General features: G+C 37.7%; 15 protein-coding genes and 2 pseudogenes. 7 read left to right on the top strand and 10 right to left on the bottom strand.

From position 1 onward, the window contains the following. Positions 1-71 precede the first annotated feature (71 nt). Both parC and aspS read right to left on the bottom strand, forming a co-directional pair. Positions 72-2321 (bottom strand): DNA topoisomerase IV subunit A, encoded by a 2250-nt coding sequence (parC, locus tag ACFIKB_RS04690; protein ID WP_375647539.1) that lies wholly within the window; start codon positions 2319-2321, stop codon positions 72-74. A gap of 776 nt (positions 2322-3097) precedes the next feature. After that, positions 3098-4891 (bottom strand): aspartate--tRNA ligase, encoded by a 1794-nt coding sequence (gene aspS / locus ACFIKB_RS04685; protein ID WP_375652947.1) that lies wholly within the window; start codon positions 4889-4891, stop codon positions 3098-3100. A gap of 132 nt (positions 4892-5023) precedes the next feature. On the opposite strand from aspS, the gene rnd reads away from it, so the two are divergent. From rnd to ACFIKB_RS04670, 3 genes and pseudogenes are all read left to right on the top strand, one after another. Then, entirely contained in the window at positions 5024-6178 is a 1155-nt protein-coding gene (gene rnd, locus ACFIKB_RS04680) for a ribonuclease D (RefSeq protein WP_375644736.1), read from the top strand. A 430-nt stretch (positions 6179-6608) separates the two neighbouring features. After that, a pseudogene (locus tag ACFIKB_RS04675) lies at positions 6609-6799 on the top strand (Arm DNA-binding domain-containing protein); the annotation flags it as partial. A 360-nt stretch (positions 6800-7159) separates the two neighbouring features. Further along, positions 7160-7336: pseudogene (locus tag ACFIKB_RS04670) on the top strand (helix-turn-helix transcriptional regulator). Between the two features lie 302 nt (positions 7337-7638). On the opposite strand, the gene ppx reads toward ACFIKB_RS04670, so the two are convergent. After that, on the bottom strand, positions 7639-9156 hold the full coding sequence (gene ppx / locus ACFIKB_RS04665) for an exopolyphosphatase (protein WP_375647535.1): 1518 nt from the start codon (positions 9154-9156) through the stop codon (positions 7639-7641). 6 nt (positions 9157-9162) lie between these two features. After that, a complete protein-coding gene (locus ACFIKB_RS04660) occupies positions 9163-11343 on the bottom strand; it encodes an RNA degradosome polyphosphate kinase (protein WP_375652945.1) in 2181 nt (726 codons plus the stop codon). 326 nt (positions 11344-11669) lie between these two features. On the opposite strand from ACFIKB_RS04660, the gene ACFIKB_RS04655 reads away from it, so the two are divergent. Continuing rightward, positions 11670-11918, top strand: a complete 249-nt coding sequence (locus ACFIKB_RS04655) for a zinc-finger domain-containing protein (protein ID WP_015856502.1) — start codon at positions 11670-11672, stop codon at positions 11916-11918. 52 nt (positions 11919-11970) lie between these two features. Beyond that, a complete protein-coding gene (locus ACFIKB_RS04650) occupies positions 11971-13218 on the top strand; it encodes an FAD-binding protein (RefSeq protein WP_375652944.1) in 1248 nt (415 codons plus the stop codon). Between the two features lie 191 nt (positions 13219-13409). Here the strand turns inward: ACFIKB_RS04650 and dnaE are convergent, their stop codons facing one another. Further along, positions 13410-16877, bottom strand: coding sequence for a DNA polymerase III subunit alpha (gene dnaE, locus ACFIKB_RS04645; RefSeq protein WP_375652955.1), 3468 nt, complete (start codon positions 16875-16877; stop codon positions 13410-13412). 401 nt (positions 16878-17278) lie between these two features. Between dnaE and recG the strand changes: the two genes are divergently transcribed. Further along, the gene (gene recG, locus ACFIKB_RS04640) at positions 17279-19387 is read left to right on the top strand and encodes an ATP-dependent DNA helicase RecG (RefSeq protein WP_375644738.1); all 2109 of its coding nucleotides are present in this window, start codon (positions 17279-17281) and stop codon (positions 19385-19387) included. A 393-nt stretch (positions 19388-19780) separates the two neighbouring features. Here the strand turns inward: recG and glmS are convergent, their stop codons facing one another. The 5 genes from glmS to ACFIKB_RS04615 form a co-directional block, all read right to left on the bottom strand. Beyond that, positions 19781-21604 carry a glutamine--fructose-6-phosphate transaminase (isomerizing) gene (gene glmS / locus ACFIKB_RS04635; RefSeq protein ID WP_375635887.1) on the bottom strand — a complete coding sequence of 608 codons (1824 nt, stop codon included), beginning with the start codon at positions 21602-21604 and terminating at the stop codon, positions 19781-19783. A 172-nt stretch (positions 21605-21776) separates the two neighbouring features. Continuing rightward, positions 21777-23126, bottom strand: coding sequence for a bifunctional UDP-N-acetylglucosamine diphosphorylase/glucosamine-1-phosphate N-acetyltransferase GlmU (gene glmU, locus ACFIKB_RS04630; RefSeq protein ID WP_375635886.1), 1350 nt, complete (start codon positions 23124-23126; stop codon positions 21777-21779). Positions 23127-23140: 14 nt separating this feature from the next. Continuing rightward, a complete protein-coding gene (locus ACFIKB_RS04625) occupies positions 23141-23926 on the bottom strand; it encodes a cytochrome c biogenesis CcdA family protein (protein ID WP_273788202.1) in 786 nt (261 codons plus the stop codon). Between the two features lie 46 nt (positions 23927-23972). Next, positions 23973-24959, bottom strand: coding sequence for a carboxypeptidase regulatory-like domain-containing protein (locus ACFIKB_RS04620; protein ID WP_375635928.1), 987 nt, complete (start codon positions 24957-24959; stop codon positions 23973-23975). 39 nt (positions 24960-24998) lie between these two features. Beyond that, positions 24999-25322 carry a HesB/IscA family protein gene (locus ACFIKB_RS04615; RefSeq protein WP_375635885.1) on the bottom strand — a complete coding sequence of 108 codons (324 nt, stop codon included), beginning with the start codon at positions 25320-25322 and terminating at the stop codon, positions 24999-25001. A gap of 108 nt (positions 25323-25430) precedes the next feature. Here ACFIKB_RS04615 and ACFIKB_RS04610 point away from each other — a divergent pair, with 108 nt between their 5' ends. Then, complete coding sequence (locus tag ACFIKB_RS04610) at positions 25431-26633, top strand: deoxyguanosinetriphosphate triphosphohydrolase (RefSeq protein WP_375652943.1); 1203 nt, start codon at positions 25431-25433, stop codon at positions 26631-26633. Positions 26634-26638 lie beyond the last annotated feature (5 nt).

The raw sequence follows: 26638 nt of genomic DNA, 5'->3' as shown, positions 1-26638 counted from the left end.
ATTATCCTTATAAATTAATATCTTACACAATCATGAAACCATAGGGAATTTTCCCCATTTATAAAATACATTTAATTAATAAATTTTCCTGATTTTGGAAATCCTTTTGGAACCAAACGTCCGACGCCTGCACGCGTTCCCATCCATTCAAAGAGATCGTCCGCCTGACGGTTAAAGATTCGTTCAGCTGTATCTTGCCAACTTAAGCCTTCTGATAAATTAAAAGTCTTGGCATCAACAACACCACCTTCTTTATAACGTTGTAAACGAACACCTTTACCGCGATTCATTTCTGGTATTTGTTCAATAGAAAAAATAAGCATTTTACGGTTCTCACCAACCACCGCAACATGATCACCATTTACTTGAACACAAAGCTTTACCTTATCAGGAGCTTTCACATTCATCACTTGCTTTCCTTTTCGTGTATTGGCGATCACTTCTGCAGAAGAAACAATAAAACCATTACCGTGAGATGAAACCAAGAGCAATTTTTCCTCAGCGTGATGCACAAAAGCTGTAAGAACATCGTGCTCATCATCCATATCAACTAAAAGACGAATAGGTTCACCATGTCCCCGCCCTCCAGGTAAACTATTTGCACCAATAGCAAAAAACTTTCCCCCCGTACTTATCAGCACAATCTTGTCGGTCGTAAATGCTGGAAATGCTAACTTTAAACTGTCTCCTTCTTTAAAAGAAAGTGCTTTATAATCGTTCAAATGTCCCTTCAAAGCACGCATCCACCCCTTTTCAGAAATAACAATAGTAATCGGCTCTTTTTCGATCATTGCCTGTTGAATATCATCAAGATCATGTCTAGGTACCTCTTCAAATGTCGTACGTCTTTTTCCTAAGAGTGTTTCAGGACCAAAAGTATTTCGAACTTTTTTGATTTCTTCTGAAATTATTTTCCATTGTTTTATAGGAGAAGCCAACAAATTCTGTAGCTTTTCTTTTTCAGCTTTCAAACTTTCAAATTCTTTACGAATTTCAAATTCCTCAAGCTTACGCAAAGAACGCAAGCGCATATTAAGAATAGCTTCAGCTTGATTTTCTGTTAATTCAAAACGACTAATCAGCTGCTTTTTAGGTTCATCCTCTTCACGAATAATCTGAATAACCTCATCAAGATTTAAATAGGCAATAAGATATCCATGAAGAATTTCTAATCGACAATCAATTTGATCAAGCCGATAATGAGAGCGACGAATAAGGACTTCTCGACGATGTTCGAGCCATTGCTGTAAGCTCTCACGCAAAGAGAGAACATTGGGTATTTTTCCCAAAGACAAAACATTCAGATTAAGGGGAAATCTTACTTCAAAATCAGTCAATTTAAAAAGAGACTCCATAAGAAGCTCCGGATCAACCATACGATTTTTAGGAACCAGCACGATTCTGATATCTTCTGCTGATTCATCTTGGATATCCTCAAGCATTGGCAATCGCCGTGCAAGCAATAACTCTGCTGTTTTTTCAATAAGACGTGACTTTTGAATCTGATAAGGAATTTCAGTCACAACAATCACATAAGAACCACGGCTACCCGATTCCTGATGCCAACGTGAACGCAAACGAAAGAATCCACGCCCAACACGATAAGATTCCTCAATACTTTTTTTAGGCTCAACTAAAATTCCCCCTGTCGGGAAATCAGGACCAAGAACGAATTGATTTAATTCCTCATCATTTACATCGGGATGCGCAATCAAATAGAGCGCTGCATCACAAAGCTCAGCAACATTATGAGGTGGAATAGATGTTGCCATACCAACAGCAATACCAGAAGAACCATTTGCTAAAAGATTAGGGAAAGCTCCTGGTAAAACAACAGGCTCTTCATCTTCTTCATTATAGGTTAAACGAAAATCGATAGCATTCTCATTAATTCCTTCAAGTAACAATGCAGCCACTTCAGTCATACGTGCTTCCGTATAACGCATGGCAGCAGCATTATCACCATCAATATTACCAAAATTGCCTTGCCCATCAACCAACGGATAACGAACAGCAAAACTTTGAGCCAAGCGCACCAAAGCATCATAAATAGACGCATCCCCATGAGGATGAAATTTTCCCATGACATCACCGACAATCCGCGCACATTTCGCATAAGACTGTCCAGGATTTAGTTTGAGAAGACGCATCGCATGAACAATCCGCCGGTGGACAGGCTTCAATCCATCACGTACATCAGGCAATGCACGGTGTGTAATCGTAGAAAGTGCATAAGCCAAATAACGTTCCTGTAAAGCAGAACGTAATTCTATTGGTTCAATATGTTCTTTATCAAAAGGTAAATTCATTTTATCAGACATAGTATTAAAATAACAATTCCCACAATAATAAGAAATTATTTTATAGGATTTATTTAATGAAATCTTCTATGAGTCGACTTTTTTATTAAAAGTCAATTACATAAAAACAAACGCCGCGATTAGAACATGAACAGAAAATTATATCAATTTGAAAAATTTATACATGTCCTTCCCCCTTGTCCTAAGTGATTTATTGAAAGCTTTGTCAAATCCGACAATAATTTAACTGCTCACAAAGAGTTATTTCATCTCTTTTTGGAATGACAAAAGCACCTTTCAAACATCATCTTTTATTATAAAGGTAAATTGTATAACAACCCCATTCAGTTTTTCTATGAAAAACTAAAAAAATATTCAAAGCTTATAAAATTTAAACTTTTCAGAATAAGTTCATAGAATAGAAAACCGTATTATTCTCATAAAAACGAAGAGACACAATTCTCTGCTACAACATTGTAAAAACTTCAACAAAAAATAAATAATATATTGACTTATAAAGATAATTCATTTTTTTCAACTAAAATGAGACTCCCAAAACTTATAGAATTCTCTTATTTCTAATTTATTCATGATAAAACAATCACAATCATTTCCTCACCTATCACAAGGGGGAGAGGCATTATAAAAACAAGGAATAAAAATGCCTCGTAAAGAATCAACACAATGGCGTTTTTGTCTATCTAAATTTCACAAACAGCACACACACACGATGCTCTTGAGAGACATCAAAACTTCACTCTACATAAGAAAAAGATGAAAACAATCCATAATCAACTTTATGAGCTATTTTTGTGAGTAGGAGCCATACGGATTCCTAAATCACGTAATTGTGTGGGAGAAACATCAGACGGAGCACTCATCAAAAGATCAAGTGCCTGTTGATTCATAGGAAATAAAGCAACTTCACGCAAATTTTTAACACCTTGCAACAGCATAATGATGCGGTCAATTCCCGCAGCCATACCACCGTGTGGCGGAGCCCCATAATGGAATGCACGATAAAGACCACCGAAACGATCTTTCACAACTTCCTTAGAAAGTCCTACAAGTTCAAAAACTTTAAGCATCATTTCTGGTAAGTGATTACGAATTCCACCTGATGCAATTTCATAACCATTGCAAACAAGATCATATTGAAAAGCTTTAAGAGTAAGAGGATCTTGGGTCTCAAGAGCATTTTCTCCCCCTTGAGGCATGGAAAAAGGATTATGTGCAAAATCAATCTTTTTCTCATCTTCATTCCATTCAAAAAATGGAAAATCAACAATCCAAGCCAAAGAGAAACTCTCTCTATCGAGAAGATCTAATTCTTCCCCTACCCGTGTACGGGCTGCTCCAGCAAAAGATGCGAATTTTTTTGGATCTCCAGCCACAAAAAAACAAGCATCACCACTTTCAAGTCCAAGCTGTATACGGAGCGCTTCAGCTCGCTGTTGACCAATATTTTTGGCGATAGGCCCTGCTCCTTCAAAATTTCCTTTTTCTTCACGCCAAAAAATATAACCGAGCCCTGGTTGCCCCTCGCCTTGTGCCCATACATTCATACGATCACAAAAAGCACGACTTCCACCCGTTTTAGCCGGAATAGCCCACACTCGTGCATTCTCATCATTTGCTAAAATTTGAGCAAAGACTTTGAAACCAGAATTATAAAAATGTTGAGAAACATCTTCCATAATGATCGGATTACGTAGATCAGGCTTATCAGAACCATATTTTTGCATTGCTTCATCATAAGAAATGCGAGGAAAGCTCTGTGTAACAGTTTTTCCATCTGCAAATTCTTCAAAAATAGAACGCATAATAGGTTCCATAGTTGCTAAAACATCTTCTTGCTCAACAAAACTCATTTCAACATCTAATTGATAAAATTCACCAGGAAGACGGTCGGCCCTTGGATCTTCATCTCTAAAACATGGAGCAATCTGAAAATAACGATCAAAACCTGACATCATCAACAACTGTTTATATTGCTGTGGTGCTTGCGGTAACGCATAAAATTTTCCCTGATGAACACGACTTGGAACCAAAAAATCACGTGCTCCTTCCGGCGATGAAGCTGTCAAAAGTGGCGTCGTAAATTCCGTAAAACCATTATTTTGCATAGCCCGTCTCATAGCCGCAATAATTTCAGTCCGACGCATGATATTTTTGTGCATAGTCTCCCGACGCAAATCAAGAAAACGATATTTTAATCGAATATCTTCTGGATAATCAGGCTCACCAAAAACCGGTAAAGGAAGTTCATCAGATTTTGAAAGAATTTCTACCTCTTGTGCAAAAATTTCAATCTCACCTGTTGGAAGCGTTGCATTAATAACCTCATCAGAACGTGCACATACCTCTCCATCCACACGAATAACCCATTCAGAACGCACTTTTTCAATAACTTTAAAAGCCGGCGAAGCAGGGTCAGCAACAATTTGTGTAATTCCAAAATGATCACGTAAATCCACAAAAAGAATTCCTCCATGATCACGAACACGATGAACCCATCCCGAAAGACGGACTTGTGCTCCTACATCACATCTACGAAGAGCCGCACAATGATGACTGCGATAACGGTGCATGTTTTTTGCCTTTGATTATAATATTCATATGCGCTACAAACGCTTTTTAATAACCATTTGTCAAGATATGAGAATAAAAACTCAAAAATAAAGTCAATAAAGGACAAATTTAATTTATCGAATTATAATAAAATGATGAATCTTATTACACAAACAACAGATCTTGAAATTGCACTTAACGCTCTACGTACCTCTGATTTTGTAACAGTCGATACTGAATTTATCCGCGAGACAACTTTTTGGCCTCAACTGTGTTTAATCCAGCTCGCATCACCAGATGTCACAGTTTTGATTGATCCCATAGCACCAGATATTGATTTACAACCTTTTTTTGACCTTATGATCGATAAAAAAGTTGTAAAAGTTTTTCATGCTGCGCGCCAAGATATTGAAACAATTTATCATCTTGGAGGTGTTATTCCTTCCCCTCTCTTTGATACGCAAATAGCAGGATCAATTTGTGGGTTTGGTGATTCTATCTCCTATGATCAAATTGTACAACGTTGCACGGGGCATCATCTTGATAAATCTTCCCGCTTTACAGACTGGAGTTGCCGACCTTTGTCTGAAAAACAACTGCTCTATGCACTTGCCGATGTAACCTATTTAAGAGATGTTTACCTGTTATTGAAAAAAAGGTTAGAAAAAAATCAACGTGCTCACTGGATGGATGATGAACTAACAATCCTTTTAAATCCTAAAACCTATGATATGCCAGAAGATGAAGCATGGAAAAAAGTGAAAGGACAAATTAAAAAGCCTCGTGAACTTGCTGTATTACAAAAGATAGCAGCTTGGCGTGAACGTGAAGCACGAAGATACAATATGCCACGTCGTCATATCATAAAAGATGAATGTCTTATAGAAATAGCAACCCAACAACCAAAAGATGAATCTGCATTAAAACGATTGCGCAGTCTTAATAAGAATTGGGATAAACTCTCAATTGCTCAATCATTAATCAAAGCTGTCCACGAAGGTTTAGAGGTGGATCTTTCTACTTTACCCCCCATTCCTAAACATAATCCACTCAATGATACGACGGTCGCTGTTATCGATCTTCTTAAAGTGTTATTAAAAATTGTTGCAAGCGAAAACAGCATTGCCCCTAAAATTATCGCAACATCTAATGATTTAGAAAAAATTGCCAATGGAGGAATAAAGAAAAATATTCCCGCTATGAATGGCTGGCGCTATGAAATTTTTGGTAAAAAAGCCGAACAACTGCTAAAGGGGCAGATAGGGTTTTACTTTAACGATGGAAAAATAAGCACAAAACAGCTTTAATTTACATTTTCATTTTTAAAAATCCATTACGCTACTTATTATCTACATAAATTGGTATGCCCTATGGACCAACGCAAATAGGATAACTAAAGCCTACTTCTGACAAAATTAAAAACTTAAATAGTAAACTCTTATTAAAAATGACAGCTAAATCTTTATCCGGTCAATCAAATAGCAATCTTATTAAAAAATCTAAAAAACAAACAGATCCTCATTTAAAAGTTTTAAAAAGAAAAAGTTCTTATAATAAAAGCGCATTCGTTACAAAAATAGCAGCCTAGCAATAGGAACAAACAAAGATATAATGCCTCACGTCACCCTATCGTATTAAAAAAACTACCGAGATTACAATCTAACAATCAAAACCATTCTCTTGCACACCATAAGCGGGGCTGGCGTATGGGTAAAAACTGTACAAGAAAGGACTAAAATGGCTCTTATGAATCGTCTCAAGTGCCAAGGACTGTCGCAACATTGGGAGCTAGCAAATATAATGATGGTGCCGGCTTGCTTCTTCACAAACGTAAAGATAGTGGTGCTCAATGGCTTTATCGTTATACAATTCATGGACGCCGCCGTGAAATGGGCTTGGGTGCCTTGAGAGATGTCTCTTTAAAAAAGGTCGTGACCCTATTAAAGTATGAAATCGCAGAAACCATCCTAGGTCATACAGTCGGAAGACAAGTAGAGCGTGCCTATCGTCGAACAGACTATCTAGAACAGCGCCGTGTCTATATGGATAAATGGACGGCTTATGTTACAGATCAAAGCTAAGATATGGGATACATAACCCCATTATTTGTGGATGACTTTCTCTTCTTTTCTCTCATATCGTCTCAATAAGAAGCATAAATAATCACATCAGAAATTATATAATAAAATATTGTTTTTTATAAATTAAATAGCTTTCAAAGGATTCGAAAATATGGTTAATAAATGCTTATGATTTGTTTCTATTTTTTATAGTGAAAGAATTTTATAATGACAGAAAATGATATTCTTTTAGCGGTCCGTGAAAGTGCAAAACTGTTTCATATGAGTGTTTCAACATTCCGGCGTCATATTACCAATGGATCTTTACCAAAACCTTTTAAAATTAGTTTTTTATCGCGTTGATTACAATCGAATCTTTTGAATGTCATCGAGCAAGCTAAATAGCAACGTCAAAATGACACGGCATAAAAAGAAAACCTTGTCACGTAAGGATGGACAAGGCTTTTCATTTTCACACGAAGCTTATGACGTGCAAAATCCATTCTGTGATGCAAGTAACTGGATAAAAAAATTATATTTTCTTTTATGAATGCTCAGGGCATTACAAATGCCTTACGTGGGGGATGACACGGGCGTTATGGAACAAAAAGCCCCCCGTTGTCCAGCTCATGATGATAGGTTGCCTAATTTATCCCTTGTCAATGGCACTATTATAAGACATAAAGCCCGAATAAATTAGAAAAAAATCAAAAAATTTCAAAAGCAAAAGGTTTTTTTATTATTTTTGATAACTTCTTTAATCGTCCAAGAGGACGTTCTCCTAATAACCCAGCGTAATTCTTTGGGATCTGCAAAATAATATGATCTGCTTTTTTACGCCACAATAGATGAGGTAAAATACCTGCAACAGAAGCACTAAAAAGATGAGCAATCCGCATAGTTTCGCCAAGAATACGTGCTTTTTCAATTATATTTTGAGTTGCTAATTGAAAAATGGGGAGAGATTCTTTATCAACCAGTAAACTTGTATTGCGAAAAAAAACAGCAAGCGCCGCATAAAGGCGCCCTTCATGAGAAATTCCTGGATAAGATCCTAAAGCTATTTGATTTGCTGCTTCATTGCCTCGATAATCTGGATGTATACGCCAACCAATATCCGCAAGAAGACAAGCGGCTTGACGATAACGGCATTCATTTTCAGTTTCTGAAATTCCAAAAACTTCAAAAGCATTCGTCGTAAAATCAATGAGTTCTTCTGCTTGTTTTGGTGAACGTGCCCGTAAAATAGCCATTTCTGTGCATGCTGCAATGAGAGGATCTGAAAGTCGAAGCGCCTGCGGCAATCGTGAATAAAGAAAACCTTCACGAACGCCAGCACCAGAAAAAATTATCTTTTCAAACTCCATACACTGAATGAGTTCAATAAGAACTATTGCCCCATAAGATAAAAGTTTCCGACGATTCTGAGAAACCGCTGCAATCCCTCTCATATTATCAATATTGCCACGTGCTACAAGACGTAAAAAGTTCTCCATTTCAACGGCATCAACTTCATAGCCATGCATAACAGGGAGCCGATAGTGTTTCATTGCCATATGGAGTTTTGCCAAATTACGCCATGTCCCCCCTACTGCATAAAAATAACGTGCTATACCTTTACGAGTACGAACAACAGACGATTTATAAAGTTGCTCATGTACAATTTTTGTAGCTACAGCACTATCATTATTTGACATATACTGTAGCCTTAAACCACCCAATGGGAGAGTTATCCCTTCACCAACATCAGAATGATCAATATCAATCAGCTCAAGACTTCCACCACCAAGATCCCCAGAAATACCTTTTGGTTGATAAAAAGTAGACACAACTCCATATGCTGAATACATAGCTTCTTCACTTCCTGAAAGAAGATATATTTTACTTTGCAAAATATCTTCAGCATGCTGAATAAATGCTACGCCATTCTTTGCATCTCGTGCTGCTGCTGTTGCTAAAGTATAGACCTCATCTGCCCCAATCTGTCGACAAAGCGTACGAAACCGTTTCAGTGTTTGCAACGCCATTTTCATCGATTTTTCTTCTAAAAATCCTGTTTTTGCCACACCATGACCGAGACCACAAAGAATCTTTTCATTAAACAAAACCGTTGGTGAGCGAACAAGCCCCTCATAAATAACCAACCGAACAGAATTTGAGCCAATGTCAATAACAGCAACAGGCTTACGCCCTTTTAACCGACCTTGAGCATCTATATATGTCATTGGATTTTAATCTTTATGTATTTCGGCTTGTTGCCGACGCAACGCAATCAAGCGCGAAACAGAAGATTCAAAGGACTCTTTTCTCCCCGCAAAACTTGTATTAGCCATAAAATACTCCTGCGCATTAAACAGACTTTCACCTATCTGCGGTGTGATACGTTTTGATGTTCCATCCTTAAGTATATCAAAGCTTTGTTGATTATCAATGATATTAGCCAACATAATTTGTAAAAGAATTTTTTGACGCACTATTTTATTAAAAACTGGAACCAATATTTCAATACGATAGTCTAGATTACGAGGCATCATATCAGCAGAACCTAAGTAAACAAGTGCATTTTCATTAGGCAAATCTTGACCATTCCCAAAACAAAAAATGCGACTATGTTCAAGAAAACGCCCGACAATTGATTTTACACGAATATTATCTGAAATTCCTAGAATACGAGGACGTAAACAACATATCCCCCGCACAACCAAATCAATTTGCACCCCTGCTTGACTGGCACGATATAAAGCATCAATAATTTCAGGATCAACCAATGCATTAACTTTCATCCAAATAGCAGCAAACCTTCCCTGTTGTGCATGAGCAATTTCTCCCTCAATATGCTCTAAGATACGACCACGCAATGTTAAGGGTGAAAAAGCAATCTTCATTGTTTCATTCGGACGCTCATATTGCGCAATATAATTGAACAATAACGCAACATCATGAGCGATATCATCATCCTTGGAAAAAAAAGAAAGATCCGTATAAGTTTTAGCGTTAATGGGATGATAATTCCCTGTTCCAAGATGAACATAAGAGCAAAGACGTTTTCCCTCACGTCTCACAACCAATGACATCTTGGCATGAGTTTTTAATGCAATAAAACCAAAAATAACTTGAACCCCAGCACATTCAAGATCCCGTGCCCAACGAATATTTGCTTCCTCATCAAAACGTGCTTTAAGTTCTACCAAAGCAGTCACAGACTTTCCCTGTTCAGCTGCTTCAATCAAAGCTCCAACAATTGGACTATCGTTTGATGTACGATAAAGTGTTTGTTTGATTTCCACAACATCAGGATCGCAAGCAGCTTGACGTAAAAATTGGACAACAACATCAAATGTCTCATAAGGGTGATGAATCACAATGTCATTTTCACGAATAGCCGCAAAACAATCCCCTTTATGTTCACGAATACATTCTGGAATACGGGGAATATAAGGAATAAATTTGAGATCATTACGGGGGATAGAAACAATTTCTGATACCATATTAAGCGCTAAAAATCCATCAAGAACATTAATACAATTATCAGGAACAGCAAGACTATACGCTATAAACTGGCGTAAACTCTCTGGCATTTTTGCGTCAAATTCAACTCGAATAACCTGCCCACGGCGCCGCCTTTTGAGAGCAGTTTCAAAAAAATGAACAAGATCCTCAGCTTCTTCTTCGACTTCAATATCACTATCTCGGATTACTCTAAATGTACCAATTCCTTTAACCTCATAATTAGGAAATACATGTTTAATAAAAAAGCAAATAACATCTTCAGCTGCAATAAAACGAAAATGATTGCCCTCTTGAGGAAGAAGAATAAAACGCCTCAAAAGCATTGAAATAGACAACAGCACTGTGTGTGAGTTATGATCAGTTTCTCCAGACAATTGAAGCGCAATAGAAAGCCCTAAATTAGGAATAAATGGAAAAGAATGGGTAGAATCAACAGGCAAAGGTTTTAAAACAGGAAAAATTGTCTCAAGAAAATACTTTTCAAGCCATGATTTTTCAATTTCTGAAAGATCATCAGAACAAATAATTTCAATATTATTCTTTTTTAATTCATCACGTAAAACATTCAATTCTCGTAGTTGGTGAGCCTGCAACTTTGAAATCTCAGCTAATACAATATCAAGTTGTTCCTGTGGAGTGTGTCCATCTGCACTGCACGCTGTAACGCGAGCACGAATTTGAGCTGCTAGTCCTGCAACACGAACCATAAAAAACTCATCAAGATTTGCCGCTGAAATAGAAAGAAATTGTAGACGTTCTAATAAAGGATGTTTAGAATTAGCCGCTTCCATCAAAACACGATTATTAAATTGTAGCCATGAAAACTCTCGATTAATAAACCGTACCGGATTTTTCATTGTTATATTCGATATAGAAATTTTATCTACCACCCTCTGTTCCATATATCCTAAATAATTTTCTTTTATATTTTCTAAAATCCTTGACGAAATATCCCATATAACATTTTATAATGCGTTATCATCATAATAATATATCAATGCCTAACTTTTCTCATCGTGTTTTCATTTAATATTTAAAAATACTTGGAACTATTTCTATGCGCAAAGCGCTAAAAACACGACAATTATTCTAATATAGCATAAAAGGAGGAGAAATTTGTCTTAAAAAGCAGCTTGCATTATTATAAGCTTTATTACAAACTCACGCCTATAAAATAAAAGAGCCCAATTATAGCTGATGAGAAAATTTATTCTGGAGTTTGTACGCCATGGCTGATCACAATATTCCCCATTTCCAAAATGACCTTGGATATAAAACAATCGAAATTGGTGTGAAAGAATTTATGTGTGTAGGCGCTACACAACCATTCGATCATCCCCATATCTTTATCGACATGGGAGAAGCAGATGAGAAAATTTGCCCTTATTGCTCAACCCTTTATCGTTATGTTCCCTCGCTATCATACAATCAAACAAACCCAACAGGATGTTTATATCATCCAGAAAAGCTATTATAATCGCGTTTTTGGGCTTTCTTAATAACCACTCTTTTAATTCTGCTTGTTTAATATGGAATCATTTGTGAACCGATCACCCTTCATTGTTGGAGGAGGAATTGCTGGTTTAAGCACCGCTTTAGCACTCGCTCATAAAGGAATTGCAAGCACCATTATCGAAAAGTGTAAGCAACTTGAAACAATAGGCGCTGGTATTCAACTGACACCAAATGCAACATCTATTCTTGCTCGCTGGGAACTTCTTAACAAACTCACTAAAGTCGCGACAATCCCACATTTTCTTGAGTTAAAAGATGGATTATCTTTAAAAATACATCTACGGGCTCATCTTATCAATCTAACAGAAAAATATTGGAAAGCCCCTTATATGACGATCCACCGTGCGGCTTTACAAAAAATTTTATATGATGCAGTGATTGAAAATCCTTTGATCAAATACAAAGCAGGCGAAACGATTGTATCTTCTACCCAATCTGCAACCAACATTAAAATAAAAACAATAAAAACAAATACAACAACAGAACAGCTTCATTCAACGCCCCTCCTGATCGGATGTGATGGAGTTTGGTCAACATTACGGCAACAATCTCCCTTTCATGAAAGAGCAAATTTTAGTGGCTTTATTGCTTGGCGTGCAACAACAACATTTGATAATCTTCCTCAAAAATTTCGTTCTTCATTGCAAAATATGAAGACAATTACAGCTTGGATGGGACCCCAAAATCATCTTGTTGTCTATCCCATTCAATCGTCAGAAAAAATTTTTAATTTTGTCGCCATTACGCATGGAGAAAATTCAAAAGAAGGATGGGCTCATAAAGGAGATAAAGAAAAACTCAAATCTCTTTTTAAAGGTTGGAATTCAAAAATCTTACAAATCTTTGATCATATCGATGAATGGAGCTATTGGCCACTCTTTCAAATGAAACAAAATCGTTTTATCGGCTTAGAGAGACAAGTATTTGTTGGCGATTGTGCACATGCAGCCTTACCTTTTGCAGCGCAAGGTGCCGCTATGGCAATCGAAGATGCTGCCACATTAGCAGAAGCACTTTCATTGAAAGATTTTTCATTAACGAAAGCACTTTCGCTTTACGAAACAACACGCACCCCCCGTATTGTAGCAGTAAAAAAACGCGGAGATTTCAATAGATTGGTCTATCACGCAACCGGTCCTATAGCAATTGCACGCAATCTCATGATGAAAATTCGTACACCAGAGAGCATTATGTCAGATCTCGATTGGCTTTACATGTATGATGCGATGAATTCCATAAAAAATAATGATAAAAACTTATAAAATTCTTCCAGTATTTTGAATATTACGAAAGGAAGAGATTTTTTGACACTATGACACTAAAAAACATCATAATTTACTCAAATAAAAGCAATATTTTTCGAAACCTACAATCCGATTTTAAAAGCTCAATTTTTAGCTCTCCTAAAAGCAAAAACACCACTCAAAATCAGCTCCCATCTTTAATCTTTCTGTTAACTCAATTCTACATCAACAACACCCTGAATTAATTTCATAGCATTTGCGACATGTGAATTTACCTTATATCGCTTAGGAAGCGCAATTTCGACTTCTCGCAATCCATCCTCTTGAATTAAAATAAGCCCAACCTCTCCATTCCCCCCAAGATTTAAATTTTGTTCAATTTGTGGAAGCATATCAACTGTTTTTATAAAAAGACGCATCATTTTATGCTGTTTTAATGATTCCTGTTCCAACGACTGAATTGTTTCAATTCGCAAACTAACTCCTTCAGAACGATTTTCTGCGCTCACCGTAATAATAAAAGATTTTCCGGGTTCTAGCATCTCTTCATAATCCGAGAGTGCCTCAGAAAAGAGAACAGCTTCATATTGTCCACTTGTATCAGAAAAATGAATAATTCCCATTTTTTTACCAGATTTTGTTTTGCGCACGTTTTTTGCCACAACAGTTCCAGCAAGCCGTGCAGCCGTTGCTCCTCCTTTAACGGCATTGGCAAAATTAACCCAAGTCTGAATGCGTTTTTTGTCTAGAATAGCTTGATACTCCTCCAATGGATGCGCAGAAAAGTAAAAACCTATAGCTTGAAATTCTCGATAAAGTTTCTCAGCCAGCAACCAAGGGGTTGTTTGCGATAAGATCAATGGTTCTTTTAATCCGCCTGCCATTCCAAATATATCAACCTGCCCGCTAGAATTGTCATCGAGAATACGAAGTGCACGCGCATGAAGGGTTCCAAGATTGGCTAATAAAACCTCACGTGCAATGTTAAAACAATCAAAAGCACCAGCACAAACTAAACTTTCCATCGCACGCTTGTTAACAATACGAGGATCAACACGCGCACAAAAATCTTCCAGATCCTTAAAAATCTTATCCCCACGACAAGTAACAATATGATCCACAACAGTTTCTCCCACTCCTTTAATGGCAGCAAGAGAATAATAAATACAGTTATCACCAACCTCAAAAACACGATGAGATGTTTGTATAGAAGGTGCAATAACTTCAATACCCAGCCTTAATGCTTCACGCCGAAAATCATTAAGTTTATCTGTATTCGTCATATCATACGTCATTGAAGCTGCTAAAAACTCAACGGGATAATTTGCTTTCATATAAGCTGTTTGGTAAGAAACAATTGCATAAGCAGCAGCGTGCGATTTATTAAAACCATAATCGGCAAATTTTGCTAAAAGGTCAAAAATAATATCAGCTTGATCTTTATCAACACCACCAGCAACAGCTCCATTGACAAAACGCGTACGCTGTTTTTGCATTTCAGCATGAATTTTTTTCCCCATAGCACGACGTAATAAATCGGCTTCTCCAAGCGAATAGCCAGCAAGCACCTGAGCAATCTGCATCACCTGTTCTTGATAGACAATAACACCTTGTGTTTCTTTGATCAGATGATCTATTTTAGGATGAATAGAAGCAATTTCCTCTTCCCCATGTTTGCGTGCATTATAGGTTGGAATATTCTCCATTGGACCTGGACGATAAAGTGCGACCAGCGCAATAATATCTTCAATACGGTCTGGCTTCATTCCAATCAACGCCTTGCGCATACCAGAACTTTCCACCTGAAACACGCCAACCGTTTCACCACGTGCCATCATAGCGTAGGTTGCTTCATCATTCAGAGGGATATTTGATAAATCTATTTTAATCCCCTTTCTGGCAACAAAATCGACTGCCATTTTCAAAACAGTAAGCGTTTTTAATCCAAGAAAATCAAATTTTACCAGCCCTGCCTGTTCAACATATTTCATGTTAAATTGTGTAACAGGCATATCAGAACGAGGATCACGATACATCGGGACAAGCTCCCAAAGCGGACGATCTCCGATAACAATCCCAGCAGCATGAGTCGAAGCATGACGATAAAGTCCCTCCAACTGGAGTGCTATATCTAATGCGCGTCCAACAACGGGATCTTTTTTCTTTTCCTCTTCAAATTTAGGTTCATCCTTAATAGCATCAGCCAATTCTACCTGACTTCCTGGCGTGGTAGGAATTAATTTTGTAAGATAATCCACCTGACGATAAGGAACCTCTAAAACACGCCCCACATCACGCAAAACTGCACGTGCCTGTAACTTACCAAAGGTAATAATTTGAGCAACTTGATCACGTCCATATTTTTTTTGAACATATTGAATAACTTCTTCGCGCCGCTCTTGACAAAAGTCGATATCAAAATCTGGCATCGAAACACGATCTGGGTTGAGAAAACGTTCAAAGAGAAGAGAAAACCGCAATGGATCAACATCAGTAATCGTCAATGCATAAGCAACAAGTGAACCAGCACCAGAACCCCGCCCTGGTCCAACGGGAATATCATGAACCTTTGCCCATTTTATGAAATCTGAAACGATAAGAAAATATCCAGAAAATTGCATACGCGTAATAACTGAAATTTCATAATCAAGCCGCTGCTCATAATCTGCAATCGTATACCCTTCAGCTAATCCAATTGTTTCAAGCCGCATCTTCAAACCAGCTTTAGCCTGATTTAACAACTCACTATCTTCTACTTCTAAAGTATTTTCTGAATTAGCAGATTGTTCTATAAAACGAGGCAATATCGGTTTTCGAAGAGGCGTGGCAATATGACAACGCAATGCAATTTCAACACTATTTTCTAAAGCTTCTGGAAGATCAGAAAACAGTGTAACCATTTCATCTTGTGACTTCAAATAATGATCTGGCGTCACACGTTTACGATCTGGATTAGAGACTATTTGTCCTTCTGAAACAGCCATCAGCGCATCATGCGCTTCATACCCTTCTCTCTTCAGAAAAAAGGCTTCATTTGTTGCAACAAGAGGAATTTCATGCGCATAAGCCAATTCAATAAGATCAGCTTCTACTCTCCGATCATAAGAGCCATGCCGTTGTAATTCCACATAAAGACGATCAGCAAAAGATTTTTTCAAATAAATTAAGCGTTCAACAGCATGTTCTTTTTTCTCTTCTGCTAAAGAAAGATTAATAGGCCCTCCCTTGCCTCCCGTTAAAACAATTATTCCTTCACTGTGTGCCGACAACCAATGAGCTTTAATATAAGGAGGATCAGTATCACATTTATCAAGATAAGCACGGCTCACAAGACGAACCAAATGAGCATAACCGGTTTCACTAGCAGCCAACAGAACAATAGAGCAAAAATCAGAAGGATTACGCCATTTAGCCAAACGTGAATGATCATTTTCATCACAAAAATCAACAGTAAGCTGACAACCAATAATAGGTTGTACCCCATGAGAAAGACAATGCTGTGAAAATTCCAAAGCACCAAATAAATTATTGGTATCGGTAATAGCAACCGCTGGTGCATGATCTGAAATCGTCTGTTGAATAATTTGGGGGATTTTTAAAGCCCCTTCGAGCAAGGAATAAGCTGAATGCACTCTCAAATGAATAAAGCGAGGAAGAGAATTTTTGTTCTCTTGCATTTTATTTTTATTTTTTACCACTCTCACAATTTCCCACTACAAAATAAATGCCAAACAGCACCCCTTATAAAAGAAAAAAACTTCTGTTTATCATAACTTTAAAGCTATAAATTCATCATCCTACATAGGAGCAATATCCCAATTTTATTAATATTTATAAGAGAATTATATCAAGAAAATGCTTCTATTCACAGCAAATAAACAGCTAAAATAAAAAGAAAAATAATATAGCTCATCTAAGCACTTTAATTTTAGCTCCCTTTTATTGTATTTATCTTTAAATATTAATTTTCTTCCTAAAATTCAATGTGTAAGTAAAGCAACCTCCTCTTTATAACTTTATCCCCAAAAAGCTCTTCTAAAGGTCTAGAAAAAACAAAAAGAGCAGGTTAAATTTGCTCATGCCTCCAAGTCTTCTTACCCCTCTTTTTAATTCTATTCGAACTCTTTCTGGTATTACACCTAAAGTCTATGGTTTACTGACCAAACTCTTAAATGTTAATCCTACACAACGCGAAGCAACTCTTATTGATCTTCTTCAATTAATGCCTCATTCCGTCATAGACCGCAGAATGCGTCCCAACATTGCTTGTGTAACAGAAGGAGACACTGTTACACTCGAAATTATCATCGATCAACATCAACCACCGCCCCGTGGTCACAACAAAATCCCCTATCGTGTTATTGCCCATGATCAAACAGGAAAAATAAATTTAGTCTTTTTTCACGCTCAGCCTCTTTGGCTAAAAAAACAACTCCCTGAAGGAAAAAAAGTCACTGTATCAGGAAAAGTTGAATGGTTTAATGGGCAATTTTCAATGGCGCATCCCGACTATATTGCTCCAAGCGAACAATCAAATCAGATTCCTCTCATCGAACCTGTCTATCCCTCTACTGCAGGACTAACTGCAAAGACACTAAGACGCGCCATACAAAACGCTCTTGATTTTATTCCTCTCCTCCCAGAATGGATAGATGAAAATGTGAAAAAGCAGCAAAATTTTTCTTCTTTTTCTGTTGCTTTACGCCGTATCCATGCGCCCATTAATACCAACGATCTATCCTTAGAAAGTACAGCACGCAAACGTCTTGCCTATGATGAATTGCTCGCTTGTCAATTGGCGCTAGGACTCGTGCGTTTGAAAACCAAATCTCTTGTTGGCACTTCTCGACCATCAACAGGAATTTATACTAAAAAATTGCTTAATGTCCTCCCCTTTCAACTCACAACCGGACAAAAAAAAGCAGTAGAAGATATCGCGAAGGATCTTGCTTCGCCAGAACCGATGCTAAGACTGCTTCAAGGTGATGTAGGCGCAGGAAAAACTGTTGTTGCATTGATGGCAATGGCACAAATTGCTGAAAATTCAGGACAATCAGCTTTAATGGCACCAACCGAAGTGCTTGCCAGGCAACATTTTTCCACCATTGCTCCTCTTGCCGAAAAAGTCGGATTACAAACAACTCTTTTAACAGGACGAGAAAAAGGGAAATTGCGGACAAATATCTTGAATGATATTCAATCAGGTCAAGTTTCTATTATCATCGGAACCCATGCTCTCATACAAAACAGCATCACTTATAACAATCTTGCCTTAACCATTATCGATGAACAACACCGTTTTGGTGTCCATCAACGTATCGCTCTTACAGAAAAAGGCAATAAACCTGATATGCTGGTTATGACCGCCACGCCCATTCCGCGCACACTTGTCTTAACAGCTTTTGGTGATATGGATGTATCTAAAATTACAGAAAAACCAATGGGACGACAACCCATTACAACAGCAATGCTTTCTTTGAAACGTCTTCATGAGCTTATAGAGCGAATCGCAATTGCATTAGAAAAAGGAGAAAAGCTCTATTGGATTTGTCCTTTAGTGGAGGAATCGACAGTTCTTGATCTCACTTCAATTGAAAACCGCTTTACATTTCTCCATGAACGCTTTGGAGCACACGTTGGTATGATCCATGGAAAAATGTCTACAGCAGAAAAAGAAGCCGCTATGGCATCTTTTAAATGTGGAAATACACGTATTTTAGTTGCAACCACCGTCATTGAAGTGGGAGTAGATATTCCAGATGCTTCGATCATTATCATCGAACACGCGGAACATTTTGGCCTTTCACAATTGCACCAATTACGTGGACGTGTAGGACGAGGCAATAAAAAATCTTCCTGCATTTTGCTCTATAAAGATCCACTGACTAAAACAGCAGCAACACGCCTTAATATTATCCGCAATACAGAAGATGGTTTTGAAATCGCTGAAGAAGATTGGCGCCTGCGAGGCGAAGGAGAGCTTTTAGGTACCAAACAATCCGGAGTCCCTGAATTTCATATAGCAAACCTTGCAGTTCATAGCGATCTTTTGTCAATGGCAAGAAAAGATGCTCGTTTATTTTTACAACGCGATCCTCATCTTTCTTCTCAGCAAGGACAAGCTTTACAGTTGCTGCTTTATCTTTTCGGACACGATGATGCTACACGCCTCTTGCGAGCAGGATAACAAAGCCCCTCTAATAAAAAATTAAAATACCTCTCTGTTCAAATACGATTTTCTCTCTTAGAATAAACCATAAATAATCTATACAATCCCTTACCATCTTTATGCTTCATGAAAGAGTGACAAACCAACAACAGCATCTTTTCTTTCAATCTAAATTATTCTTGCATTAAAACAGTAGAAGAAATATTGCGCCTTTTTCTATCATTATATTCACATAGCTGATCCATTTTTTGACAGGTCAGAAAATATTTTTTATTTTATCGTAAAGAATTTAGAAAGAAAAATCCCGTCTCCGATATTCTCGTTCAACAGAGAAAAGTGGAAAAAATAAGCTATCATTATAAATCAATTTCTTACACTTGATTATTCTCCCAAAGATTCAGAAATATACTTTTATTCAACCGTGACTGATTTTGCTAAATTACGGGGTTGATCGACATCTGTTCCTAATAAAACAGCCGTATGATAAGCGATTAACTGAACAGGGAGTGCATAAATAATAGGAGAAATAAATTCTGGAACTTCTGGCAAAGTGATCGTTGATAAAGTCTTAAGACAAGCTACTTCTGCTCCTTTTTTATCGGTTATTAAAATAATACGACCATTACGTGCTACCACTTCTTGCATATTAGAAAAAGTTTTTTCAAACCACCGATCATAAGGTGCAACAACAATAACAGGTATTGTCTCATCCACCAAAGCAATTGGTCCATGCTTCAACTCACCCGCCGCATAACCTTCAGCATGAATATAAGAAAGCTCTTTCAATTTAAGGGCTCCCTCCAAAGCAATCGGATAAGAAGTCCCACGTCCCAGATAAAGAACACTTTTTGCATTCACTAAATCACGACAAATACATTCAATTTTGCTCTCTAATTTTAAGACCTCATTTAAAATACGTGGAACTTCTGCCAATTGTTGAACCAATTGCTGTTCCATTTGAACCGAGAGATAGCCACGTTGTTTAGCAGCACTAAGTGCTAGTGAAGCAAGCGTTGCCAATTGACAGGTAAAAGCTTTTGTTGACGCAACACCAATTTCCGGTCCGGCAAGTGTTGGGAGAATAAAATCAGCCTCCCTTGCCATTGTTGATTGCTCTACATTCACAATTGTTGCTGTTTTTACACCCCGCTCACGACAATAACGCAAAGAAGCCAATGTATCAGCTGTCTCACCAGATTGAGAAACAAACAGCGACAACACATCAGACGTTATAGGAGGTTCACGATAACGAAACTCCGAAGCAACATCATTATCAACACTTAAAGCGGCAAATTTCTCAAACCAATAGCGCGCAACTAAGGTTGAATAATAAGCCGTTCCACAACTCGCAAAAAGGAGACGATGAATATTTTTCCAATCAATCAAATTCTCAAATGATCGAACGGCATAATTTCCAAGATCAAGATAATGCGCCAAATTATGAGAAATCACTTCAGGTTGTTCAAACATTTCCTTGTGCATAAAATGACGATGATTACCCTTAGAAATCAATAAAGCCTCTTCAAGTAATGTTGTCACAGGACGTTTTACCGGTTGATTATATACATCATAAATTTTGACGCCTTCCCGTGTGAGAACAGCCCAATCCCCATCTTCCATATAGCTAATATGATCAACGAATGGTGCCAAAGCAATCGCATCTGACCCCACAAAAAATTCATCTTTTCCATAACCAATTGCCAGAGGTGGACCAGAACGAGCCGCAATCATAAGGTTATCTTCACCTTCGAAAATAAGAACAATAGCAAAAGCCCCCTGCAGCCTTTTCCAACTGGTACGTACAGCTTCTTGCGGAGAAAGACCTTCTTTTAATGCACGCGTTATTAAATGTGCAATAACTTCCGTATCCGTCTCTGTTTCAAAGATATAACCATCTTCTATGAGTTCCTTTTGCAATTCTACAAAATTTTCAATAATACCATTATGAACAATCGCAAGTTTTTCAGTCACATGGGGATGCGCATTGCGTTCAACAGCAATTCCATGCGTAGCCCAACGGGTATGACCAATCCCTAAACTTCCCTCAAGAGGTGTTTTTTTTAATTTTTCTTCTAAATAAACAAGCTTCCCCTCAGCACGTACACGATAAAGATGCCCATTATGGACTGTTGCCACCCCAGATGAATCATACCCTCTATATTCAAGACGTTTTAACCCCTCAACCAAAGAGGACGTAACACACCTCTTTCCAATAATTCCAATAATTCCACACATTAAAAAGCTCCAACCCACATCTTAAGATTTAAATCTTATAAAACAATCCAACAGCCTTTATTTAAAACTATAAATAATAAAATAATTCAAACATGGAGTACGGCAATCTTTAAGAATAAACATCCTATCCATCGTTAGATTCACACGAAACAAAGGAATAGACTGAAAATAATCATTTTTTCTGTTTGTTTTCTAACAAGCGCTCTCGAAATTTTGTCGCATAGCCCTCTTTTATAACCTGTCGTGCACGCCCAAAAGCCATACTGTTCATAGGAATATTTTCAGTAATAACACTTCCTGAAGCAACATAAGAGCCATCCCCTATTACTAATGGGGAAACAAGTGCCGTATTAGACCCAACAAAAGCATAATCACCAATCATGGTTTTATATTTGTTAAATCCATCATAATTGCAAGTAATCGTACCGGCTCCAATATTGGTATGTGCACCAATTTCGGCATCACCAATATAACTTAAATGATTGATTTTAGAAGATTCTCCTACCTTAGCTTGTTTGACTTCACAAAAATTTCCAATCTTTACGGACTTCGCCAACTCTGTTCCAGGACGCAAACGTGCATAGGGACCAATCTGTGCATCCTTACCAACCACAGCACCCTCGAGATAACTAAATGCATGAATAACAGCACCAGATTGTACTTTCACGCTTAATCCAAAATAAACATTTGGTTCTATCACAACCCCTGGTTCAATTTCTGTATCATAAGAAAAATAGAGTGTCTCTGGTTTTAAGAGTGTAACACCCGATAACATTAAATCGCGCGCTTTACGTTTTTGCCACAAAGAATCAGCCTCAGAAAGCTCAAGACTGTTATTAATTCCTACAATATCTTCAAAAGGAACTTCAACAACACGCACATCTAATCCTTCGCGTGTTGCAAGAGCAGCAATATCTGTTAAATAATATTCTTTTTTCACATTGTTATTACCAACCTTCTCTAAAAGAGAAAGTGCATGTTTTCCACGCATAGCGAGTATTCCACCGTTACAAAAAGAAATCTTTTTTTCTTCATCGCTAGCGTCTTTTTCTTCTACAATTGCGATCAATTGACCATTTTTCTCGAGAAGACGCCCATAACCTGTTGGATTTTGGGTATGAAAACCTGCAAAAACAACATCTGCTCCATCAGCAAGCTGTGCACGCATTTGGTGCAATGAATCTTGCTGAATGAGAGGCGTATCCCCCAAAACAATGAGAATATCATCCACTTCCTTTTGCAAAGCTAAACGAGCAGATAAAACAGCATGAGCTGTTCCTAAACGCGCTTTTTGTTCAAAAATCATCGCATCTTTTACAAATGACTGAACAACGTGCGTAACCTCCTTAGCACCAAATCCCACAACGACTGCTAATTGTGAAGAGCCTGCCAATTCTATTTGTTTTAGAACATGGCATATAAGAGGCAATCCAGCAATTTTATGAAGTACCTTAGGCAGAGACGATTTCATGCGTGTCCCTTCACCTGCAGCAAGAACAATAGAAAGACAACTTCTAACCATAAAAACACATAAGACTAACGAGAAAATCCAAAAAAATTCATAATATCGTGCCAACGAATATCTTCAATATAACTCAACGAAGGATAATGTTCTAAAAGCCAAAATGAAAGATCCTGCATAGAGCCTGTTAAAAACAAAATCCCTGTAAGAATAAGAAAAACACCAATAATTTTTTCAACTTTTCCTAAATGAATACGAAAAGCTCCTAAAAATCGCATAAAACTGCTCGAAAATAAAGCTGCCAACATAAAAGGAATAGCAAGACCTAATGCATAAACCGCTAATAGAACAGCTCCCTCTCCCACAGTTTCTTTTGTTCCAGCAAGCGTTATAATAGGGCCTAAAATGGGGCCAATACACGGTGTCCAACCAAAAGCGAAAGCTAACCCAATAATATACGCGCCTAAAGGACCAGCAGGTGTTTTTTTGGTCTGAAAACGCGCTTCACGAAATAAAAAAGCGATCTTGAAAATCCCCAAAAAATTTAAACCAAAAATAATAATGACAATTCCAGCAGCAAGGGCGAACCAATCACGATAATAACCAATGAATTTCCCAATTGTGCTAGCACTGGCACCTAAAGCAACAAAAACAGTCGTAAACCCGAGAACAAAAGCAATAACAGAAGACAATAAAGCCCACCGTATAAAGACTTTCTCATCACGATTTTCTGAACGAAAATCATCAATACCAACACCTGCCATATAGCACAAATAAGGAGGAACTAATGGCAAAACACAGGGCGACAAAAAAGAGAGTGCCCCAGCAAAAAACACACCAACTGTTGAAATTTCAATCAAAACTCATACCCCGTCTCTCATCATAGTTTACCCCCATGAACAACGATCAATCCACATCTTCATCAATTCGTTGCATATTTTGCTCATTCGCCACCACACTTATATCTTCATCATGACCAGAAACGACTGAAAAAACTTTTTGATAGATTTTATCTTTATTTTTAGCAATTGCAATATACTCTCCCTCCGCTAACACGAGTGAAACATAAGCACCAACTGTTTCATAAACGATATCACCAGAATCATTGGCAAGAGACCAACTTGTATCTGCAAGCGCTTCCCCTCCTTCTTGTCGTACCAGCTTTAAGACAATCTGAGCAGCCTGATGTTCAAGGGTAACTTCTGTCATTTTACCAGCATCCACTTGAATATCGGAACGAGCCGTCGCATTAATAGAACCATAATGGGAAGCAACATGGTAGCGTCCAGCTTTTAAACGTACAACTGATTGGGGTTTAACATTTGATAAAATCACCCCCGTATCATCATTTTCTTTTTCATCCTCATAAATGGTAAAACGTAATTCCTTTTCATTCATTACACCATTAAGCAGTGTTGCATTTAAAATGACACCACCAGCCTCAAGATTAAAGTTTTTTACAAGACTCTGTCCATTTTCTAGGCGAATATGGCGCACAGCACTCATATGACCAAATGAGACATGAACAAGATAACTTCCTGGTTCGAGATCAAAACGTGCACTTCCCCCCTTATGGATTGCCACTAATGGTAATTTATTATCAATCCCTAAAATAGGGGCATAAACCCGCCAGACAAGCCCTTTTTCAATACCCGGATGACTATTTGTTAATCGAGCATTCAAAATGAGTTGTGTTTGAGATGCTAAATTTTCTTTTCCCTGCTCTTGAGACTTTACAATAAAACTCCTTGATTGTCCCTGCTGCTGATCTTGCCCTTCTTCTTCAGAAAAAGCACAGTGACTCCAGATCAATAAAGTAAGCACCACGCACAACCATACACATCGGTGCACTATTTTTATAAGAATACCCATTTTCACATTGTTGACCAACATGATATTTTTTTCAAGAAACAATATCACAAAGCCATCATTTTAGATTGAAAAACTTACACCACAACCACATGATGAAACAGCATTGGGATTGTGGATTTGAAAAGACTGCCCCATAAGATCATCAACAAAATCAATCTCAGCTCCTTCCATGAAAGGAAGTGATAGTAAATCAATAAACACAACTGCCCCATTTTTTTTGAGAACGAGGTCATCTTTACACATGTCAGAAACCAAGTCATATTTATAAGAAAAACCAGAACACCCACCACCTTCAACAGAAATACGTAATGCTATTTTATCGGGTTCACGCAAAAGTATCTGTGCAATTTTTTGGGCAGCAACATCTGAAATTTTCACATTCATTTTATATATCCTTGCATTAAACCATCAAGAAAGAGTATCCCATACTCAAAGAGAAGTTTATTTGTCATAAACCACTCTCAATTTTAAAATGATAATGGGCAGCTTGCAATGGATATAGGCAATATCAACTTCAATTACCAATCTCGAGCAGTGTACAGTGCTCATCCGCAAACAAGCCGTGGTAGATTATTCCATGAAACGATGAGCACCACACGCTCACCTTTTCAACGAGATAGAGATCGTATTATCCATTCTAATGCATTTCGACGTCTTAAACATAAAACGCAAGTGTTTATTGCTGATGAAAGCGATCATTATCGTACTCGCCTAACCCATTCCATAGAGGTCTCTCAAATTGCAAGAACATTAGCCCGTGCCCTGTGCCTTGATGAAGACCTTGCCGAAGCCATTGCCCTTGTTCACGACTTTGGACACACGCCCTTTGGCCATGCTGGAGAAGATGCACTTAATGAAGCCATGGTACATTATGGCGGCTTTGATCATAATGCACAAGCATTACGCATTGTCACAAAACTAGAACAGCGTTATGCAAATTTCGATGGACTTAACCTTACATGGGAAACCCTCGAAGGACTTGTAAAGCATAATGGTCCCCTTTTAGGTCCTCACGCGAAGAATAAGGAGGTTCCTATCGATATTTTACAATACAATGCAGAGCAAGACCTTGCACTCGATTGTTTTGCAGGACTAGAAGCGCAATGTGCTGCTATTGCAGATGATATCGCATACAATGCGCATGATATTGATGATGGTCTACGTTCGCAATTTTTAACACTCGATCAATTTGAACATGTTTCACTAACAGCAGCAATATTAAAAGATATAACAGATGAGCATCCCCACCTCGACCAAGCGCGTCGCGGTTACACACTTGTACGAAGACAAATAACAACCATGGTTGAAGATGTTATCAAACAATCACAAGAAAATTTAGCGTGCATCAAACCAACAAGCATAAACGATATTCACCAAGCAAAACAAACTATTGTCACCTTTTCACCGACAATGACCGTTTATGAAAAAGAACTAAAAAACTTTTTATTTAAAAATCTTTACTACCATGAACAAGTTCTTAGTCGTCGCAATGCAGCAAAATGCATTGTACAAAAATTATTCAATTGTTATTATGAAAATCCAAATACAATACCTGAAAGTTGGCAGAGCAAAACAATGCACTTAAAAAATCAAGAGTTAGCACGTTTGATTGCTGACTTTCTTTCAGGCATGACAGATCACTACGCTCTACGTGAATATCACCGTTTATTTGACCATACAGATAATTTCGTTTAATGGCT

This window comes from Bartonella sp. MR110HLJHH (assembly GCF_042194225.1).
Classification (GTDB): domain Bacteria; phylum Pseudomonadota; class Alphaproteobacteria; order Rhizobiales; family Rhizobiaceae; genus Bartonella; species Bartonella grahamii.
Note: the sequence above shows the minus strand (reverse complement) of the source record. Positions and strands in the feature narration are given on the sequence as shown.

What these genes read in the sequence shown, in the direction of transcription:
- parC (WP_375647539.1), bottom strand. Translation starts at nt 2,321, where the DNA reads ATGTCTGATAAAATGAATTTACCTTTTGATAAAGAACATATTGAACCA.
- aspS (WP_375652947.1), bottom strand. Translation starts at nt 4,891, where the DNA reads ATGCACCGTTATCGCAGTCATCATTGTGCGGCTCTTCGTAGATGTGAT.
- rnd (WP_375644736.1), top strand. Translation starts at nt 5,024, where the DNA reads ATGATGAATCTTATTACACAAACAACAGATCTTGAAATTGCACTTAAC.
- ppx (WP_375647535.1), bottom strand. Translation starts at nt 9,156, where the DNA reads ATGACATATATAGATGCTCAAGGTCGGTTAAAAGGGCGTAAGCCTGTT.
- ACFIKB_RS04660 (WP_375652945.1), bottom strand. Translation starts at nt 11,343, where the DNA reads ATGGAACAGAGGGTGGTAGATAAAATTTCTATATCGAATATAACAATG.
- ACFIKB_RS04655 (WP_015856502.1), top strand. Translation starts at nt 11,670, where the DNA reads ATGGCTGATCACAATATTCCCCATTTCCAAAATGACCTTGGATATAAA.
- ACFIKB_RS04650 (WP_375652944.1), top strand. Translation starts at nt 11,971, where the DNA reads ATGGAATCATTTGTGAACCGATCACCCTTCATTGTTGGAGGAGGAATT.
- dnaE (WP_375652955.1), bottom strand. Translation starts at nt 16,877, where the DNA reads ATGCAAGAGAACAAAAATTCTCTTCCTCGCTTTATTCATTTGAGAGTG.
- recG (WP_375644738.1), top strand. Translation starts at nt 17,279, where the DNA reads ATGCCTCCAAGTCTTCTTACCCCTCTTTTTAATTCTATTCGAACTCTT.
- glmS (WP_375635887.1), bottom strand. Translation starts at nt 21,604, where the DNA reads ATGTGTGGAATTATTGGAATTATTGGAAAGAGGTGTGTTACGTCCTCT.
- glmU (WP_375635886.1), bottom strand. Translation starts at nt 23,126, where the DNA reads ATGGTTAGAAGTTGTCTTTCTATTGTTCTTGCTGCAGGTGAAGGGACA.
- ACFIKB_RS04620 (WP_375635928.1), bottom strand. Translation starts at nt 24,959, where the DNA reads ATGTTGGTCAACAATGTGAAAATGGGTATTCTTATAAAAATAGTGCAC.
- ACFIKB_RS04615 (WP_375635885.1), bottom strand. Translation starts at nt 25,322, where the DNA reads ATGAATGTGAAAATTTCAGATGTTGCTGCCCAAAAAATTGCACAGATA.
- ACFIKB_RS04610 (WP_375652943.1), top strand. Translation starts at nt 25,431, where the DNA reads ATGGATATAGGCAATATCAACTTCAATTACCAATCTCGAGCAGTGTAC.